This is a genomic window from Allostella sp. (assembly GCF_041913585.1).
In the GTDB taxonomy this organism is placed as follows: Bacteria; Pseudomonadota; Alphaproteobacteria; order ATCC43930; family Allostellaceae; genus Allostella.
Genome location: NZ_JAYSFE010000003.1, coordinates 37,234 through 54,785, shown reverse-complemented (window position 1 = coordinate 54,785; position 17,552 = coordinate 37,234). Strand labels below are relative to the sequence as shown.

General features: G+C 72.5%; 13 protein-coding genes and 1 pseudogene. 6 read left to right on the top strand and 8 right to left on the bottom strand.

All coding sequences use genetic code 11. From position 1 onward, the window contains the following. Position 1: 1 nt before the first annotated feature. Positions 2-1,438 (bottom strand): PLP-dependent aminotransferase family protein, encoded by a 1,437-nt coding sequence (locus tag ACE3Q3_RS01345; protein WP_374440640.1) that lies wholly within the window; start codon positions 1,436-1,438, stop codon positions 2-4. A gap of 144 nt (positions 1,439-1,582) precedes the next feature. On the opposite strand from ACE3Q3_RS01345, the gene ACE3Q3_RS01340 reads away from it, so the two are divergent. Both ACE3Q3_RS01340 and ACE3Q3_RS01335 read left to right on the top strand, forming a co-directional pair. Next, entirely contained in the window at positions 1,583-2,431 is an 849-nt protein-coding gene (locus ACE3Q3_RS01340; protein WP_374440638.1) for a methyltransferase domain-containing protein, read from the top strand. An 11-nt stretch (positions 2,432-2,442) separates the two neighbouring features. Then, complete coding sequence (locus ACE3Q3_RS01335) at positions 2,443-2,916, top strand: cupin domain-containing protein (protein WP_374440635.1); 474 nt, start codon at positions 2,443-2,445, stop codon at positions 2,914-2,916. A gap of 29 nt (positions 2,917-2,945) precedes the next feature. Here the strand turns inward: ACE3Q3_RS01335 and leuD are convergent, their stop codons facing one another. From leuD to ACE3Q3_RS01320, 3 genes are read right to left on the bottom strand one after another with little or no spacing between them, the layout of a single operon-like run. After that, on the bottom strand, positions 2,946-3,536 hold the full coding sequence (leuD, locus tag ACE3Q3_RS01330) for a 3-isopropylmalate dehydratase small subunit (RefSeq protein WP_374440633.1): 591 nt from the start codon (positions 3,534-3,536) through the stop codon (positions 2,946-2,948). A gap of 1 nt (position 3,537) precedes the next feature. Further along, positions 3,538-4,938 carry a 3-isopropylmalate dehydratase large subunit gene (leuC, locus tag ACE3Q3_RS01325; protein WP_374440711.1) on the bottom strand — a complete coding sequence of 467 codons (1,401 nt, stop codon included), beginning with the start codon at positions 4,936-4,938 and terminating at the stop codon, positions 3,538-3,540. 4 nt (positions 4,939-4,942) lie between these two features. After that, the gene (locus tag ACE3Q3_RS01320) at positions 4,943-5,923 is read right to left on the bottom strand and encodes an SDR family NAD(P)-dependent oxidoreductase (protein WP_374440631.1); all 981 of its coding nucleotides are present in this window, start codon (positions 5,921-5,923) and stop codon (positions 4,943-4,945) included. Between the two features lie 164 nt (positions 5,924-6,087). Between ACE3Q3_RS01320 and ACE3Q3_RS01315 the strand changes: the two genes are divergently transcribed. Next, the gene (locus ACE3Q3_RS01315) at positions 6,088-9,552 is read left to right on the top strand and encodes an indolepyruvate ferredoxin oxidoreductase family protein (protein WP_374440628.1); all 3,465 of its coding nucleotides are present in this window, start codon (positions 6,088-6,090) and stop codon (positions 9,550-9,552) included. A 103-nt stretch (positions 9,553-9,655) separates the two neighbouring features. After that, the gene (locus ACE3Q3_RS01310) at positions 9,656-12,799 is read left to right on the top strand and encodes a PAS domain-containing protein (protein ID WP_374440624.1); all 3,144 of its coding nucleotides are present in this window, start codon (positions 9,656-9,658) and stop codon (positions 12,797-12,799) included. Positions 12,800-12,802: 3 nt separating this feature from the next. On the opposite strand, the gene ACE3Q3_RS01305 is transcribed toward ACE3Q3_RS01310, so the two are convergent. The 4 genes and pseudogenes from ACE3Q3_RS01305 to ACE3Q3_RS01290 form a co-directional block, all read right to left on the bottom strand. Further along, positions 12,803-13,699 carry a DUF2806 domain-containing protein gene (locus ACE3Q3_RS01305; protein ID WP_374440621.1) on the bottom strand — a complete coding sequence of 299 codons (897 nt, stop codon included), beginning with the start codon at positions 13,697-13,699 and terminating at the stop codon, positions 12,803-12,805. Positions 13,700-13,712: 13 nt separating this feature from the next. Beyond that, on the bottom strand, positions 13,713-14,021 hold the full coding sequence (locus tag ACE3Q3_RS01300; RefSeq protein ID WP_374440619.1) for a DUF2312 domain-containing protein: 309 nt from the start codon (positions 14,019-14,021) through the stop codon (positions 13,713-13,715). Next, positions 14,021-14,317, bottom strand: a complete 297-nt coding sequence (locus ACE3Q3_RS01295) for a DUF1244 domain-containing protein (protein ID WP_374440709.1) — start codon at positions 14,315-14,317, stop codon at positions 14,021-14,023. The genes ACE3Q3_RS01300 and ACE3Q3_RS01295 overlap by 1 nt, the downstream gene beginning before the upstream one ends. Before the next feature lie 132 nt (positions 14,318-14,449). Beyond that, positions 14,450-15,151: pseudogene (locus ACE3Q3_RS01290) on the bottom strand (N-formylglutamate amidohydrolase); the annotation flags it as partial. A 134-nt stretch (positions 15,152-15,285) separates the two neighbouring features. On the opposite strand from ACE3Q3_RS01290, the gene ACE3Q3_RS01285 reads away from it, so the two are divergent. After that, positions 15,286-16,218, top strand: a complete 933-nt coding sequence (locus tag ACE3Q3_RS01285; protein WP_374440616.1) for a DMT family transporter — start codon at positions 15,286-15,288, stop codon at positions 16,216-16,218. 50 nt (positions 16,219-16,268) lie between these two features. Further along, positions 16,269-17,546, top strand: a complete 1,278-nt coding sequence (locus tag ACE3Q3_RS01280; RefSeq protein ID WP_374440613.1) for a glycerate kinase — start codon at positions 16,269-16,271, stop codon at positions 17,544-17,546. Positions 17,547-17,552: the final 6 nt, after the last annotated feature.

Sequence of the window (17,552 nt, the reverse complement as noted above, 5' to 3'; positions counted from 1 at the left end):
GTCACTCCGCCGCCTGCGCCAGGGGCGCGGGCGCGGCCGGCCGGGCGATCTCCTCCAGCCACGCCAGGAGCCGCGGCTCGTGGCAGACGGTGACGTTGAGGCGCATCCAGGGGCAGCGCTGCAGGTCCGGCCGGAAGACGGCGCCGGGCGCGATCACGATGCCGCGCTCCCGCGCGCTCGCGACCAGTTCCATCGTGTCCTCGACATGCGGGAAGCGGACCCACAGGAACAGCCCCGCTTCCGGCTCGACCATCAGTTCCAGTCCGAGCCGCTCGCAGGTCTGGATCGCCGCCAGCCGCGCCTCGTCCAGGCGCTTCAGCAGGCGGCTCAGATACTTGCGGTAGTGGCCGTCGACCAGGACCGTGTAGAGCACCCGCTCGGCGAACTGCGAACTGGTGATGCTCGACAGCATCTTGACGTCGGCCAGTTCGTCGATGATGCCCTGCCGGGCCGCCGCGAAGCCGACCCGCAGCGCGCCCGACAGCGTCTTCGAGAAGCTGCGGACGTAGATCACCCGGTTCAACTGGTCGAGCGATGCCAGCCGCGGGACCGCCCGGCTGTGCAGGTCGCAGAAGATGTCGTCCTCGACGACCAGGAAGTCGTACTGCTCGGCCAGCCGCAGCACGCGGAAGGCGACGTGCGGGCCCATCGTGGTGCCGGTCGGGTTCTGCAGCACCGACTGGGTGAAATAGACGCGCGGCCGATGCTCCGCCGCCAGCCGCTCGAGGACCGCGAGATCGGGGCCGTCGGGACCGCGCGGTACGCCGGTCAGCCGGGCGCCGGCGAGGCGCAGGCTGCCGAAGAGGTTGTAATATCCGGGGTCGTCGACGAGCACCGCCTCGCCCGGGCGGACAAAGCGCCGGATGACGAGGTCGAGCGCCTGGCTCGTCCCCTGGGTCAGGACGATCTGGCCCGGGCCGGCCGCGATGCCGCGCTCCGACAGCAGCAGCGACAGGCGTTCGCGCAGCGGCGCATAGCCGAGCGGGTTGCCGTACTCCAGCAGATGCGGGCCGGGCCGGCGGACGACCGTGCCGAGCGCCCGGCGCAGGCCGGGCTCGTCCATCCAGTCGTTGGGGAGCCAGGCGCCGCCGGCCAGGATCAGCCCCTCGCCCGCCTGCAGCAGGTGGCGGATCAGCGAGACCAGGGCCTCGTTGTGCCGCTGGCCGGGGGCGGGGGCATCGCTGGTGCGCTCTTCGCGCGGGGTCGCCGTGTAGAAGCCGGAGCCCCGCCGTGCCTCGAGATACCCTTGAGCGACCAGCCGGTCGTAGGCCTCGACGGCGGTGAAGCGGCTGACGCCGTGGGCGTCGGCGAACTGGCGGATCGACGGCAGTCGCGTCCCCGGCCTGAGACGGCGTTCGTCCACATGACGACGCACGTCGTCGACGATCTGCTCTACCAGCGATCGCTTGTCGGCGGGGTCTATTCGTACTGCGATCATCCGTCTCAGTATCCGGCCCGATCCTGTACCGTCACGACGGCCGTTACAGTTACAGGATACTTGGGGGCAACTGTACATCGATCGGCGGACGATTGACAGACATGGTCCGCGGCGTTCGCAAACACCACCCAAGGGAGCATGGGAATGAACGCCACCACCCTCGCCGGGCGGCCCGCAGCGGCCGCGCCGGGGCCCGATCTCGTCGCGCTGAAGGCCCGCCAGCAGAGCGCCTGGTCCTCGGGCGACTACGCCGTCATCGGCACCACGCTGCAGGTCGTGGGCGAGCAGCTCTGCGAGGCCGCCGACCTGCGCTCGGGATGGTCAGTCCTCGACGTCGCCGCCGGCAACGGCAACGCCTCGCTCGCCGCCGCCCGGCGCGGCTGCGAGGTCGTCTCGACCGACTACGTGCCGGCGCTGCTGGAGCGCGGACGCGAACGCGCCCAGGCCGATCGCCTGGCGATCGAGTTCCGTCAGGCCGACGCCGAGGCGCTGCCCTTCGCCGACGCCAGCTTCGACGCCGTCCTCTCCACCTTCGGCGTCATGTTCACGCCGGACCAGGACAAGGCGGCGGCCGAGATGCTGCGCGTCTGCCGGCCGGGCGGCCGCATCGGGCTCGCCAACTGGACGCCGGAAGGCTTCATCGGCCAGCTCTTCCGCACGATGGCCGGCCATCTGCCGCCGCCGCCCGGCGTCCGCTCGCCGGCGCAGTGGGGGACCGAAGCGCGCCTTGGCGAACTCTTCGGCGCCGGCGCCAGCGACATCGCAGTCAGCCGTCGGCACTTCGTCTTCCGCTATCGCTCGCCCGAGCACTGGCTGGATATCTTCCGCACCTGGTACGGCCCGACCCTCAAGGCCTTTGCCGCGCTCGACGGCACGGGGCAGGCGGCGCTGACGAGCGACCTGCTGGCGCTTGCCGACCGCTTCAACCGGTCCGGCGATCCCACCATGGTCGTGCCGAGCGAGTATCTCGAAATCGTCGTCACGCGGCGATGACGGAGGGCGCGATGAGGTCTTTCCACATCCTCGCGGCGGCCGCCCTGCTGGCGGCCGCCGCCGCCGCGCCGGCGGCGGCCCAGCAGCATGGCGCCAGCCACGCCATGCTGCTGCCGAACGCGATGACCTGGGTCGACGTGCCCTCGCTGCCGGCCGGAGCCAAGATCGCGGTCATCGAGGGTCCGCTCAACGAGGCCCGGCCGATCACGGCCCGCATCCGCTTCCCGGCGAACTACCGCCTGCCGGCGCACCACCATCCGGTGGTCGAGCATGTGACGGTGCTGTCCGGCACCTTCCACATGGGCATGGGCGAACGCTTCGACCGGGCGAAGACCACGGCACTGCCCCCGGGCGGTTTCGCGGTCATGCAGCCGGGCACGCCGCACTTCGCCTGGACCGAGGAGGAGACGGTGGTGCAGATCCACAGCGTCGGGCCGTGGGGCGTCACCTACGTCGACCCGGCCGACGATCCGCGCCGGAAGTGAGCGGGAGGGCGGCTCCGGCCGCCCTCCGCTCAGGCGTCGCCGCGGGCGGCCTCGAAGGCCGCGATGCGGTCGGTCATGCCGAGCGTCAGCGCCAGCGTGTCGATGCCGGCGAGCAGGCAGCGCCGCCGCCGCGGGTCGATCGCGAAGGAAACCGTGCGATCGTCCCAGTCGACGGCCTGGCGCTCGAGGTCGACCGTCACGACCGTCGCCGGGGCCGCCTCCAGCCGGGCGATGAGCGCGTCCACCGCGGCGCGGTCGAGCGCGACCATCGGCAGGCCGTTCTCGAAGGCGTTGTTGGCGAAGATCTCGGCCGGGGAGGGACCGACGACGACGCGGATGCCCCAGTCGAGAAGGGCGAAGATCGCGTGCTCGCGCGACGAGCCGCAGCCGAAATTGGGTCCGGTCACCAGGATGCCGGCCTGCCGCCAGGCCGGGCGGTTGAGGGCGAAGTCCGGCCGCTCGCGCCCGTCGGCATCGAAGCGCAGGTCATGGAAGAGGCAGTCGGCGAGGCCGTCCTGCGGCCGGCGGTCGATGAAGCGCGCCGGGATGATCCGGTCGGTATCGATATCGGCGTCCGGCAAGGCGGCGGCGGCCGCGGCGAGGCGGGTGAAGGCGCGCATGTCAGGCCCGGCCGAGCCGGCGATGGTCGGTGAGGCGGCCGGTGACCGCGGCCGCGGCCGCCGTCGCCGGGCTCACCAGATGCGTGCGCGCGCCCGGCCCCTGCCGGCCGACGAAGTTGCGGTTGGTGGTCGAGGCAGAGCGTTCCCCGGGCGCCACGACGTCGCCGTTCTGGGCGACGCACATCGAGCAGCCGGGCTGCCGCCACGCGAACCCGGCGTCGCGGAAGACCCGGTCGAGCCCCTCGGCCTCGGCGGCCGCCCGCACCCCGGCCGAGCCCGGCACGACCCAGGCCGGCACGACGGCGCGGCGGCCGGCGACGAGGTGGGCGGCGGCGCGCAGATCCTCGATGCGGCCGTTCGTGCAGGAGCCGATGAACACCCGGTCGATGGCGATGCCGTCGAGCGGCGTCCCGGGGGCGAGGTCCATGTAGTCGAGGGCCCGCCGCCAGGCGATGCGGCGGCCTGCGTCGGGCGCCGCCTCGGGGTCGGGCACGCGGGCCGAGATCGGCAGCACCTGGTCGGGGCTGATGCCCCAGGTGACGAGCGGCGCGAGGTCGGCGGCGTCGATCGCGACTTCGCGGTCGAACGCGGCACCGGGGTCGCCGGGCAGCGTGCGCCAGCGCGCCACCGCCCGGTCCCAGGCGGGGCCGGCCGGCGCGTGCGGCCGGCCGGCGAGATAGGCGTAGGTCGTCTCGTCCGGCGCCACCATCGCGCCGCGGGCGCCGCACTCCGTCGCCAGGTTGCAGAGCGTCAGGCGACCCTCGACCGAGAGCGCGCGGACGGCCTGGCCGGCGAACTCGACGACATGTCCGGCGGCGCCCGCGGCGCCGAGTCGGCCGACGACGGCCAGCGCCAGGTCCTTGGCGCCGACCCCTTCGGGGGCGCGCCCGTCGATGACGACGCGCATCGTCCGCGGCTTCTTCATCCACAGGGTCTGGGTCGCCAGCACATGGCCGCACTCGGTCGAGCCGATGCCGAAGGCGAAGGCGCCGATGCCGCCATGGGTCGGGGTATGGGAGTCGTTGCAGACGATGGTGGTGCCGGGCAGGCTGATCCCCTGCTCCGGACCGACGACATGGACGATGCCCTGGCGCGGGTCGCCCAGGCCGAAGTGCGGGATGCCGTGCCGCGCCGCGTCCGCTCCGATGTCGGCGATGCCGCGGCGGCGGCCCTTCGGCACGTCCTCCAGCGGCGTGCCGTCGGTCGGGACATAGTGGTCGACCGTGGCGAAGGTGAGGTCGGGCCGGCGGACGCCGACGCCCGCCTCCTCCAGCACCTCGAACTTCCGTCGCGGCCCGTCCTGGAGGAAGTGGCGGTCGATGTAGAGGAGGCCGAGCCCGTCCTCCTCGGCCACCAGGTGCGAGCGCCAGATCTTCTCGAACATCGTCAGCGCCATGGCCAGCGCCTCATGCAGGATTGTGGCCGCGGAACCATTCGACGAAGGCGGGGATGCCGATCTCGAGCGGCGTGCGTGGCGCGAAGCCGAGATCGCGGCTCGATTCGGTGATGTCGGCCGCCGTCGCCTCGACGTCGCCCGGCTGCATGCCGGTCGGCTCGACGATCGCCTTGCGGCCGAGTGCCGCTTCCAGCAGCGCCACCAGCCGCGTCACCGGCTCCGGCCGGTTGTTGCCGAGGTTGTAGAGCCGGTGCGGCGGCCCGTCGCCCCAGGCGAGCGGGCGGTCGAGCGCCGCCAGCACGCCGGCGACGATGTCGTCGACATAGGTGAAGTCGCGCCGCAGCACGCCGTTGCCGAAGAGCCGGATCGGCCGGCCTTCCGTGATCGCGCGGGCGAAGAGGAAATAGGCCATGTCGGGCCGGCCCCAGGGGCCGTAGACGGTGAAGAAGCGCAGGCCCACCAGCGGGATGCCGTAGAGATGGGCATAGACCCGCGACATCAGTTCGTCGGCCCGCTTGGTCGCGGCGTAGAGCGAGACCGGCCGCTCCACCGGGTCGGTCACGGCGTAGGGGCGCTTGGCGTTGTCGCCATAGACGGACGAGGTGCTAGCATACACCATGCGCGTCAGCCGGGGCAGGCGGCGCGCCGCCTCCAGCATTTCGAGATGGCCCGAGACGTTGGCGCGGATATAGGCGCGCGGGTTCTCCAGCGAATAGCGCACCCCGGCCTGGGCGGCGAGGTGGACGATGCCGGCGATGTCGGGATGGGCGGCGACGACACCGTCCATGGTCGCCGGGTCGGCGAGGTCGCCGCGGACGAAGGCGAACCCGGGCCGCGGCGCCAGCCGCGCCAGCCGCGCCTCCTTCAACCGGACGTCGTAGTAGGCGTCGAGGCTGTCGACGCCGACCACCGGCCGCCCGGCGTCGAGCAGGGCCTGGGCGACGTGGAAGCCGATGAACCCGGCGGCGCCGGTGACGAGCACGGTCGACATGGGCGGCGAACATACAGAATAGGGCGCCGCCGTCAGTGCCAAATCGCCGTCAGTCCGGACGCGTCGGCGCCGCGATTTGTCGGGCGTGGCGCATTGTCGCTGACGGGGGCGGCCGCTACCTTGACCCCACGAAGTCCCTGACCGGCTTTCCGGAGGAACCCCCGATGGCGTTGGCGGCCGTAACGCTCGACGACAAGTACGCGCTCGAATCCGGGCGCATCTTCCTGACCGGCACCCAGGCGCTGGTCCGCCTGCCGATGATGCAGCGCCAGCGCGACCTCGCTGCCGGCCGCAACACCGCCTGCTTCATCTCCGGATATCGCGGCTCGCCCCTGGGCGGCCTCGACCAGGCGCTGGCGTCGGCCAGGCGCTTCGTCGAGAAGAACCACATCCGCTTCCAGCCCGGCGTCAACGAGGACCTGGCGGCGACCGCGATCCTCGGCAGCCAGCAGCTCAACCTCTTCCCCGACGCGAAGTACGACGGCGTCTTCGCCATGTGGTACGGCAAGGGGCCGGGGGTCGACCGCTCGGGCGACGTCTTCAAGCACGGCAATTCGGCCGGCACCTCGCCGCACGGCGGCGTGCTGCTGCTGGCGGGCGACGACCATACCTGCAAGTCCTCGACCTTGGCGCACCAGAGCGAGTTCGCCCTGATGGACGCCTACGTGCCGGTGCTCAATCCGGCCGGCGTGCAGGAGTTCCTCGACCTCGGCCTGCACGGCTGGGCGATGTCGCGCTATTCGGGCTGCTGGGTCGGCTTCAAGACCGTGGCCGAGACGGTGGACAGCGCGGCGTCGGTCCATGTCGACCCGTCGCGCCTGGTCACCACCCTGCCGACCGACTTCGAGATGCCGCCGGGCGGCCTCAACGTGCGCTGGCCGGACGAGCCGCTGGAGCAGGAGAAGCGCCTGCATCTCCACAAGGTGCCGGCGGCGCTCGCCTATGCCCGCGCCAACCGGCTCGACCGTGCGGTCTGGGACGGGCCGCGCCGCCGCCTCGGTATCGTCACCACCGGCAAGTCCTATCTCGACGTCCGCCAGGCGCTGGAGGATCTCGGCATCGACGAGGCGAAGGCGGCGGAAATCGGCCTCAGCCTCTACAAGGTGGCGATGGTCTTCCCGCTGGAGGCCGAGGGGATGCGCGCCTTCGCCGAGGGGCTGGAGGAGGTGCTGGTCGTCGAGGAGAAGCGGGCCTTCATTGAGACCCAGCTCAAGGACGCGCTCTATCACCTGCCGGCCGACCGGCGCCCGGTCGTCGGCGGCAAGCGCGATCCCGAGGGGCGGCCGATCCTGCCCTCCCAGAACGAACTGCTGCCGAGCGGCATCGCCCGCGTCATCGCCGAACGGATCGCCCGCTTCTACACGAGCGACGCGATCAAGGCGCGCCTCGCGCTGATCGACCAGCAGGAGCGGCAGGCGGCGGCGACCAAGCCGGCGCTGGTGCGCACGCCCTATTTCTGCTCCGGCTGCCCGCACAACACCTCGACGCGGGTGCCGGACGGCAGCCGCGCGGTGGCCGGCATCGGCTGCCACTACATGGCCGTGTGGATGGACCGCAACACCGAGACCTTCACCCAGATGGGCGGCGAGGGCGCCTCCTGGGTCGGGCAGGCGCCGTTCAGCAACACGAAGCACATCTTCGCCAACATCGGCGACGGCACCTATTTCCACTCGGGCTACCTGGCGATCCGCTTCGCCGTCGCCTCGAAGACGACCATCACCTACAAGATCCTGTTCAACGATGCCGTGGCCATGACCGGCGGCCAGCGCCACGACGGCGACCTCAACGTCCCGGCGATCACAAGGCAGGTCCATGCCGAGGGCGTGCGCCGCATCGCCGTCGTCACCGACGAGCCCGACAAGTACCCGCTCGGCACGGACTTCGCGCCGGGCGTCACCATCCATCACCGCGACGAGCTCGACGCGGTCCAGCGCGACCTGCGCGAGTGGCCGGGCGTCTCGGTGCTGGTCTACGACCAGACCTGCGCCGCCGAGAAGCGCCGGCGCCGCAAGCGCGGCACCATGGTCGACCCGCAGCGCCGCGCCTTCGTCAACGAGATGGTGTGCGAGGGCTGCGGCGACTGCTCGGTCAAGTCGAACTGCCTCTCCGTCGTCCCGGTCGAGACCGAGTTCGGCCGCAAGCGGGCGATCGACCAGTCGAACTGCAACAAGGACCTGTCCTGCGTGAAGGGCTTCTGCCCGAGCTTCGTGACGGTCGAGGGCGGCAGCCTGCGCAAGCGCAAGGCCGCGGCCGGGCCTGCGCCGGTGGTGGCCGACCCGCCGGAGCCGGCGCTGCCGGCGCTCGATCGGCCCTACGGCATCCTGGTCACCGGCGTCGGCGGCACCGGCGTCGTAACCATCGGCGCGCTGCTCGGCATGGCGGCCCATCTCGAAGGGAAGGGCTGCTCGACGCTCGACATGACCGGGCTGGCGCAGAAGGGCGGCGCCGTCTTCAGCCATGTGCGCATCGCGCCCCGGCCCGAGGACCTGCACGCCACCCGGATCGCGGCCGGCGCCGCCGACCTCGTCGTCGCCTGCGACATGGTGGTGGCGGCGAGCGGCGACGCCATGGGCAAGATCCGTCCCGGCACGACGCGGGCGGTCGTCAACAGCGCCGCGGTCGTCACCGGCGAGTTCACCCGCAATCCCGACTTCCGCTTTCCGGCCGACCGGCTGGAGAATGCGATCCGCGACGCCGTCGGTCCCGAGCGGACCGACTTCGTCGACGCCACCCGCATCGCCACTGCGCTCCTCGGCGACTCGATCGCCGCCAACCTGTTCATGCTGGGCTTCGCCTACCAGAAGGGGCTGGTCCCGGTGTCGGGCGAGGCGATCGAGCGCGCCATCGCGCTCAACGGCGTCGCCGTCGAGTTCAACCGCCAGGCCTTCCGCTGGGGCCGGCGCGCCGCCCACGACCGCCCCGCGGTCGAGCGGGTGGCCGCGCCGACCACCGCCCGCCCGGCCCCGGCGCAGACGCTGGACGACATCGTGGCACGCCGGCGCGAGCAGCTCACGGCCTACCAGGACGCCGCCTACGCCGACCGCTACGAGCGGCTGGTGCGGCGGGTCCAGGCCGCTGAGGCCGCGCAGGCGAAGGGGATGACCGGCCTCGCCGAGGCGGTCGCCCGCAACTACTACAAGCTGCTCGCCTACAAGGACGAGTACGAGGTGGCGCGCCTCTATACCGACGGCACCTTCCGCCGCCGGCTGGAGGAGCAGTTCGAGGGCGACTTCAAGCTCCGCTTCCATCTGGCGCCGCCGCTGCTGGCTGCCCGCGACGAACAGGGCCATCTGACGAAGCGGGCCTATGGCCCATGGATGATGGCCGCATTCCGTCTCCTGGCGCGGCTCAAGGGGTTGCGTGGCACCGCCTGCGATCCCTTCGGCCGGACCGAGGAGCGCCGCGCGGAGCGCCGCCTGATCGCCGAATACGAGGCGGCGATCGAGGAGGTCCTGGCACGGCTCGACCACGACACGCACCGGCTCGCGGTCGACATCGCGGCCGTCCCCGACCGCATCCGGGGCTTCGGCCACGTCAAGGAGGCGAACCTGAAGGCGGCCAAGCGCAGCGAGGCGATGCTGCTGGCGGCGTTGCGCGCGCCGCCGGCCCGGGCGACCGCGGCGGAATAGGGCGGGCAGCGGGCGGAGCCGGCCGGGATTTCCGCTTTCCCCGGCCGGTCGGCGGCCCCATTCTGGGCGAAACCAGTCCCATCCGGGGAGGATGCCGGCGGCCGTGCTCGAGACATTCTCGGACAGCCAGATGATGGCGGTGCTGGAGCAGATCGCCTGCGCCGCCTTCGTCGTCGACGTCGATCCCGACGGCGGTTTCCGGTATGTCGGGCTGAACAAGGCGCACACCGCGTCGAGCGGCGTCACGCTGGACATGATCGCCGGGAAGCGGCCGCACGAGGTGCTGCCGCAGAATGTCGCGGACCGCGTCTGCGACAACTACCGCCGCTGCGTCGAGGCCCGGGCCCCGATCCGCTACGACGAGCACCTGGTCCTGGTGCGGCAGAGCCGCTGGTGGTCGACGTCCCTGATGCCGCTCTCGGGGGCGGACGGTCGGGTGGTGCGGATCCTCGGGACGTCGTTCGACATCAGCGCCCGCAAGGCGATGGAGACGGAGCTGCGCCGCTCGCGGGAGTTCCTGCAGTCGGTGATCGACCACGTGCCGCTGCCGCTCTTCTGCAAGGATGCCGGCGACCTGCGCTACGTGTTCGTCAATCGCGCCGCCGCCGGCCTCGTCGGCCAGGAACCGGGCGCGGTCGCCGGCAGCACCGACTTCGATCTCTACCCGCCGGACCAGGCCGCCGCCTTCCAGGCCGGCGACCGCACCGTTCTGACCAGCGGCGAGCCGCTGACGATCGCCAACGAGATCGTCACGACGCCCGTGGGCGACCGCGTCCTGCGCACGCACAAGGTCGCGATCCCGGACGAATCCGGCGAGCCGCGGTGGCTGCTCGGGGTTTCCGAGGACGAGACCGAGCGCCGGCGCAGCGAGGACGCCGCCAACGCCGCCAACAGCTTCCTCAACGCCATCCTCGACAACCTGCCGGCCGTCGTCTTCTGCAAGGAGGCGCCGAGCCTGCGCTACATCCTGGTCAATCGCGCCGGCGAGGAGTTCACCGGCCGGCCGCGCGAAGAGCTGCTCGGCCGCACCGACTTCGAGCTCGTTCCCGAGGAGGTCGCCCGCGCGCGGACCGCCGAGGACCGGCAGATCCTGGAGAGCGGCCGGGCCCTGACCAAGGTCGAGAACCTGCCCGCGACGACCGGACTGCGGCGGGTCCGGACGACCAAGCTCGCCGTTTCGGGCCCCGACGGCACCAGCCGGATCATCCTCGGCATCCGCCAGGACGAGACCGAGGCGCACCGGGCCGAGGCGCGGCTGCGCGACGCGATCGAGAGCCTGCGCGACGGCTTCGTGCTCTTCGATCGCGACGACCGGCTGGTGATGCACAACGCCCGCTTCCTCGAGTTCTACCCCTACCTCAAGGGTCGGCCCGTCATCGGCCGTACCTTCCGCGAGAACATCGAGGACGGCGCGGAATGGCGCCGCGGCCTGATGTCCGACGCGGAGGTCCGCCGCTACATCGAGCGGCGGCTCGCCAGCTGGCGCAGCGGCGGGGAAGCCTTCGAGCAGCAGCTGCCGGGCGGCCGCTGGGTCCTGGTCAGCGAGCGGCCGACGGCCGACGGCGGCATCGTCGGCGTCCACACCGACATCACCGAGCAGAAGCAGGCCGAGACGCGCCTGATGGATGCGATCGAGAGCATCGACCAGGGCTTCATCCTGTGCGACGCCGACGACCGCATCCTGCTGTCGAACCGGCGCATCCGCGAGATGTTTCCCAGCATCGGCCCGGCGATGCTGCCGGGCGCCTCGCTGCGTGATCTCGTCCGCCGGGCCGCGGAATCGGGCGACTACGTCCATCCCGGCGAGTCGGTGGAGGAGGCGACCGAGACCATCTACCGGATGTTCCGGCAGGGCACGGCCGAGGGCATCGAGCGGCGGCTGCGCGACGGCCGGTGGATCCTCTTCACCCAGACGGTCACGCCGCACGGCATGCTCGTCGGCCTGCGCACCGACATCACGCTGCTGAAGCAGCGCGAGCAGCAGCTGACCGAGGTGCGCGACCATCTCCAGAAGCAGACGGCCGAACTGACCCGGCTGACCGACGACCTCCACGTCGCCCGCCAGCGGGCGGAGGACGCGAGCATGGCCAAGTCGCAGTTCCTGGCGATGATCAGCCACGAGCTGCGGACCCCCTTCACCGGCATCCGCGGCATGGCCGACCTGCTGGCCGGGACGGCACTCGATCCCGAGCAGAGCCGCTATCTCGACGTCATGCGCCGGTCGATCGAACGGCTGCTCACGCTGCTCGACCAGCTGCTCGACTTCTCGCGGATCGAGGCCGGCCGCATCGAGATCGCCGATCTGCCGATGGCGCCGGCGCGCCTGGTCGCCGACGTCGCCACCACCTTCGCGGCGAGCGCCCGGGCCAAGGGCCTGGCGCTCGAGCGGGACATCGCCCCCGAGGTGCCGGACCGGGTGCTGGGCGACCCGGCCAAGACCAGCCAGGTCATCGCCAATCTCGTCGGCAACGCGGTCAAGTTCACCGAGCGCGGCCGGGTCGCGATCCGGCTTGCCGTCGACGCGGGGCCGGGCGGCCGCTTCCTGCGCTGGAGCGTCGAGGACAGCGGCATCGGCCTGTCGGCGGACGAGATGGAGCGCCTGTTCGAGCCCTTCACCCAGGCCGACGTCTCGACCAGCCGCCGCTTCGGCGGAACCGGCCTCGGGCTCGCCATCTCCAAGCGGCTGGTCGAGGCGATGGGCGGCACGATCGGCGTCGTCAGCCGGCCGGGGGAGGGGTCGAGCTTCTGGTTTCGCCTACCCTTGCGTGCGACCGATGCCGAGGCAGCCCCGGCACCGGAGCCGCCCTCGCCACCCCTGCCGCCCCCGCCGTCGCACCCCCGCCGCGTCCTGATCGCCGAGGACGATCCCATCAATCAGATGCTGATCGACACCATGCTGAAGCGCTGGGACTTCGAGACGATCGTGGTCGGCGACGGCCAGGCGGCGCTCGACCGGCTGGCGAGCGAACCCTTCGATGCGGTGCTGATGGACGTCAACATGCCGGTGCTGGACGGACCGACGGCGGTCGCCCGGCTGCGCGCGGGCGAGGGCCGCCAGCGCGACATTCCGGTCTACGCGCTGACCGCCGACGTGCTGCCGGAGCACGTCGCCCGCTTCCGCAGCGCCGGCTTCACCGACGTGCTGACCAAGCCCGTGGAATGGGGGCGGCTGCGCGAACTCCTGGACACCGCTGCGCGCCGGATCGGCCCCCTCGGCAACGGTCCCGGGCGGCAGGGATCCGGATGAGGGCTAGCGCCGGCGGCCCTTGCGGGCGCGGTCGAAGGAGACGACCTCGGAGAAGCGGCTGTGGCGGGCAACGGTGTTGCGGTCGCCGCGCTCGACGATGCTGGCATGGGCGACCGTGTAGCCGCGCTTCTCCAGCAGTTCGACGATCTGGCCGATGTAGTCGTTGACCACCGGCAGGGCCATCGCCTCGGCGATGTCGGTGCCGGCGGCGCTGAGCCGGTAGCACGGCAGCACCAGCTTGCGGTCGGGCTCGGCCGCGGACACGCGCAGGACCCGGTCCGCCAGCAGCAGGTGGGTCTGGAAGCGGTCCTCGAGCTGGCTCGGGAACTGCTTGACGTTGCTGCCTCCGGGCCGCAGCAGGCCGGATTCCTCGAAGTGGAAGAGGTCTTCGCCGTCGAGCCCGAACTTCTCGTAGAAGCTTTCCTTCAGCCGCACGACGAAGTTGCCGATCGCGAACTGGGCGAGCTTGGCGAAGCGGGCGAGTTCGCCCGCGTCCATGGCGCGCAGCCGCTGGAGGGCCGCGAGCGATACCGTGCCGGGGCGCAGCGCCTCGGTCGCCAGCATCTCCGCATAGACCGCCTGGACCGCCGGGTCGTGGGCGTCGGCGGCGGACTCGAGGAAACGGTCGAGCCACATCGGGCTCGGCCGGCCGTCGCCGATGCGGCCCGAGAGCCGCCGCCGCGCCTCGGCGCCGATCGCGAGCAGGGTGCGCCGGCGCCGGCGGTCCCAGGCGGACTGGAAGCGGTCGGGCTGGCGGTCGGCCGGGACGGAGTCGCCGGCCTCGTCGACCATCCCGAGCAGCGGGCCGACGATGTCGACGAAGCGCCGATGGCGCGCCCGCGCCGGCGGCTCCGCCCGCGGCGGGGCGGGGGCCGCATCCTCGGCCGGCTCGTCGGTCATCGGCCGGTCCGGTTCAATCCTCGACGTCGGGCAGCATGCCGAGCGCGCGCTTGTAGACCTCGATCAGCTCCTCCTGCTCCTGCAGGTCGGCCTCGTTCATCTTCCGGATGCGGATCACCTGGCGCATGATCTTGGTGTCGAAGCCCTCCGACTTGGCTTCGGCATAGACCTCCTTGATGTCTTCCGACAGCGCCTTCTTCTCCTCCTCCAGGCGCTCGATGCGCTCAACGAACGAGCGCAGCTGGTCGGCGGTGACCCCGGAGGTCACGACGCTTTCGCTCTTCTCCCCGCGGTCGCGGGCGAGCTCGGCCGCGCGTGCCATCAGTGACCCTGATGACCCTGGTCGAATGCCTTCTTCTGCTCCACGCTGGCCTCCTTCTGGTACTTCGCTTTCCATTCCTCGTACGGCATGCCGTAGACGACCTCGCGCGCCGCCGGGTCGGAGATGGCGACGCCGCGCTCCTCGGCCGCCGCCCGGTACCATTTCGACAGGCAGTTGCGGCAGAAGCCGGCCAGATTCATGAGGTCGATGTTCTGCACGTCGGTGCGCTCGCGCAGATGCTGCACGAGGTGGCGGAAGGCGGCCGCCTCCAGTTCGGTTCGCGTCCTGTCGTCCATGGGGTCGCTCCCGTCGATGCGTTCGGATTGCCGGACGGCGTAGAGCTTCGGGTCGGCGAGGATCGGTTTCAAGGCCAGGGCGAGCCGGGCCGCCCATTCGGCCTGGCCGGCCTCCTCGGCGATCAGGTCCTGGCGGATCTCGATCAGCACATGCGGCAGCCCGGTCCGGGTGCCGTGGACGGCGGTCGTGTAGCCGTGCGGCTGGCGCGCGGAATAGGGCTCGTTGTCGCCGACGACGAGCCGGGCGTCGGCACCGAGCGCGTCGAGCAGCGGGCGGGCGATGCGCGGATCCTCGTCCCACAGGATGCCGACGTGCCACGGGCGCGGGACGCCGTTCATGGCAGGCGTGAAGCTGTGGATGGAGACGAGCGCCGGCGCCGTCCCCGCCCGGGCGAAGGCCGCGAGCCGGTCGGCGATCGCCTGCTGGTAGGGCTGGAAGAGCGCCGCCACCCGGGCCGCCACCGCCGCCTCGGAGAGGTCGCGGTTGCCGGGGACGGCCACCCCGTCGCTCTCGGCCGGGATCGAGCCGGCGCCGCCGGGATGCCGGTTGCAGTCGAGCACGAGGCGCGAATAGCCCGACAGCAGGGCCGGGGCGTCGAGCAGGCCGGCCAGGCGCTCGGTCACGGCGGCGGCGCCGATGTCCCAGGCGATGTGGCGCTCCAGTTCGGCCGGCGGCAGGCCGAGCGTGCCGAGCGCCGTCGGAATGCGGTTGCTGGCATGGTCGCAGACGAGCAGCACCGGCGCCCGACCGCCGGGGTTGACGGCACGCCAGGCGGGCGCATCGGCGGGGCCGAGCAGCGGGACGGCATCGGACGGGAGGGCGGGTTCGGTCATCGGCGAGGGGCGGAGCGCAGTGCGATCGGGGGCAGCCGGGTCTTATAGGCGCGGGCGGCCCGTCGCGGAAGGGCCGGGCGCGATCCTCGCCCGCCATGAGTCCGGGGCCGCGATGCGCTATAAGCAGCCGGCCCGTGCCCAGCCTCTCGCCCATCCCCGGATCGTCGGCGGCCGTCCGCCTCGCCCTGCTCGCGCTGGCGGCGGGGGCCGCCTGCATCGCGCTGTCGCCGATCCTGGTGCGCCTCTCGGAGGTCGGGCCGACGGTCACTGCCTTCTGGCGCGCCGCGCTCGCGGTGCCGTTCCTGGCGGCGCTGGTCGCGTTCTCCGGGCGGGCGCCGCGGGCGATCCGGGCCGGCGACCGCTGGCGCCTTGCCGCGGCCGGCCTCTTCTTCGCCGGCGACCTCGCCTTCTGGCACTGGTCGATCCGCTTCACCAGCGTCGCCAACGCCACGCTCTTCGCCAACTTCGCCCCGGTCTTCGTCGCCGCCGGCGCCTGGCTGCTCTTCGCCGAGCGTCCGGGCGGACGCTTCCTCGCCGGACTGGCGCTGGCCTTCGCCGGCGCCTTCTGCCTGCTCGGCGAGAGCCTGCGCGTCGGCGGCGACCACGCGCTGGGCGACGGGCTGGGGCTCGCCACCGCGCTCTGCCTGTCGAGCTATCTGCTGGTCGTGCGCAGCCTCCGGGCCCGGCTCGGCGCCGCCGGCATCATGCTCTGGACCTCGCTGGCGACGGCGGCCGTGCTGCTGCCCGTCGCCTGGCTGTCGGGCGAGGAATTCTGGCCGGCGACGCCGGCCGGCTGGGCGGTGCTGGTCGGGCTCGGCCTCTTGTCCCATGCGCTGGGGCAGGGGCTCATCGCCTTCGCGCTGGCGCACCTGCCGGCCGGATTCTCGGCGCTCGCCCTGCTGCTGGAGCCGGTGCTGGCGGCGCTCTTCGCCTGGCTGTGGCTGGCCGAGGGGCTGGCTGTGCTGCAATGGCTGGGCGGCGTCGCGGTTCTCGCCGGCATCGGCGTCGCCGCGCGCGGCCTGCGGGGCCCGCGCCGGCCGATTGCCGATCCGGCGCGCCGCCCATAGTCTGGCGGTCCCGCTCCAGGCCCCCACCTGCTCCCCGCGAGATTGCCTGCATGACCGTCGCGACCGATCCCGACCAGTTGCTTCGCGCGCTCTTCGAGGCGGCGCTCGCCGCCGCCGATCCGGCGGTCGCGGTGCCGCGCTTCCTGCCCCCGGCGCCACGTGGGCGCACCATCGTCGTCGGCGCCGGCAAGGCCGCCGCCAGCATGGCGCGCGCGGTCGAACGGCACTGGCCGGGGCCGCTCGAGGGGCTGGTCGTCACCCGCTACGGCCACGCCGTGCCGTGCGAGCGCATCCGCGTCGTCGAGGCGTCGCATCCGGTGCCCGACGAGGCCGGAACCCGGGCGGCGGCGGAAATCCTGGCGATGGTGCGGGGCCTCGGGTCCGACGACCTCGTCCTCTGCCTCGCCTCGGGCGGCGGCTCGGCCCTGCTCGGCCTGCCGGCCGCCGGCATCACGCTCGCCGACAAGCGGGCGCTGACGGGCGACCTCCTGCGCTCGGGCGCGACGATCGGGGAGATCAACACGGTCCGCAAGCATCTCTCGGCGATCAAGGGCGGCCGCCTCGCCCAGGCCGCGGCACCGGCGCGCCTCGTGACGCTGGCCATCTCCGACGTGCCGAACGACGATCCGGCGGTCATCGCGTCCGGCCCGACGGTGCCCGATCCCAGCACCTATGCCGATGCCCGCGCCGTGCTCGCCAAGTACGGCATCGTCCCGCCGCCGGCGATCGCCGCCCGCCTGGAGGCGGCGGCCGAGGAGACCCCGAAGCCCGGCGATCCCGTCTTCGCCAACAGTTCCTTCACCTTGATCGCGACGCCGCAGATGGCGCTCGACGCCGCGGCCGAGCGGGCCCGGGCGGCCGGCGTCACCCCGATCGTGCTCGGCGATGCGATCGAGGGCGAGGCGCGCGACGTCGCGCTGGTCCATGCCGCGATCGCCCGCCAAGTGCAGCGCCGCGGCCAGCCGCTGCCGGCGCCGGCCGTCCTGCTGTCCGGCGGCGAGACCACGGTGACGGTGCGCGGCCGCGGCCGCGGCGGCCGCAACGCCGAGTTCCTCCTCGCCCTGGCGGTGGCGCTCGACGGCCAGCCCGGCATCCACGCGCTCGCCGGCGACACCGACGGCATCGACGGAACCGAGGACAATGCCGGCGCCGTCCTCCGCCCCGACAGCGTGGCGCGCGGGCGGGCCGCCGGCATCGAGGCGCGGGCGGCGCTCGCCGACAATGACGGCTACGGCTTCTTCGCGGCGCTGGGCGACCTCGTCCGCACCGGCCCGACCCTGACCAACGTCAACGACTTTCGCGCCATCCTGGTACTGCCTCCGTCGTAACCGCGG

Coding starts and splice junctions, on each gene's coding strand:
- leuD (WP_374440633.1), bottom strand. CDS start 3,536: ATGCGCGCCTTCACCCGCCTCGCCGCGGCCGCCGCCGCCTTGCCGGAC.
- ACE3Q3_RS01305 (WP_374440621.1), bottom strand. CDS start 13,699: ATGACCGACGAGCCGGCCGAGGATGCGGCCCCCGCCCCGCCGCGGGCG.
- ACE3Q3_RS01340 (WP_374440638.1), top strand. CDS start 1,583: ATGAACGCCACCACCCTCGCCGGGCGGCCCGCAGCGGCCGCGCCGGGG.
- ACE3Q3_RS01300 (WP_374440619.1), bottom strand. CDS start 14,021: ATGGCACGCGCGGCCGAGCTCGCCCGCGACCGCGGGGAGAAGAGCGAA.
- ACE3Q3_RS01315 (WP_374440628.1), top strand. CDS start 6,088: ATGGCGTTGGCGGCCGTAACGCTCGACGACAAGTACGCGCTCGAATCC.
- ACE3Q3_RS01335 (WP_374440635.1), top strand. CDS start 2,443: ATGAGGTCTTTCCACATCCTCGCGGCGGCCGCCCTGCTGGCGGCCGCC.
- ACE3Q3_RS01320 (WP_374440631.1), bottom strand. CDS start 5,923: ATGTCGACCGTGCTCGTCACCGGCGCCGCCGGGTTCATCGGCTTCCAC.
- ACE3Q3_RS01295 (WP_374440709.1), bottom strand. CDS start 14,317: ATGGACGACAGGACGCGAACCGAACTGGAGGCGGCCGCCTTCCGCCAC.
- ACE3Q3_RS01345 (WP_374440640.1), bottom strand. CDS start 1,438: ATGATCGCAGTACGAATAGACCCCGCCGACAAGCGATCGCTGGTAGAG.
- ACE3Q3_RS01280 (WP_374440613.1), top strand. CDS start 16,269: ATGACCGTCGCGACCGATCCCGACCAGTTGCTTCGCGCGCTCTTCGAG.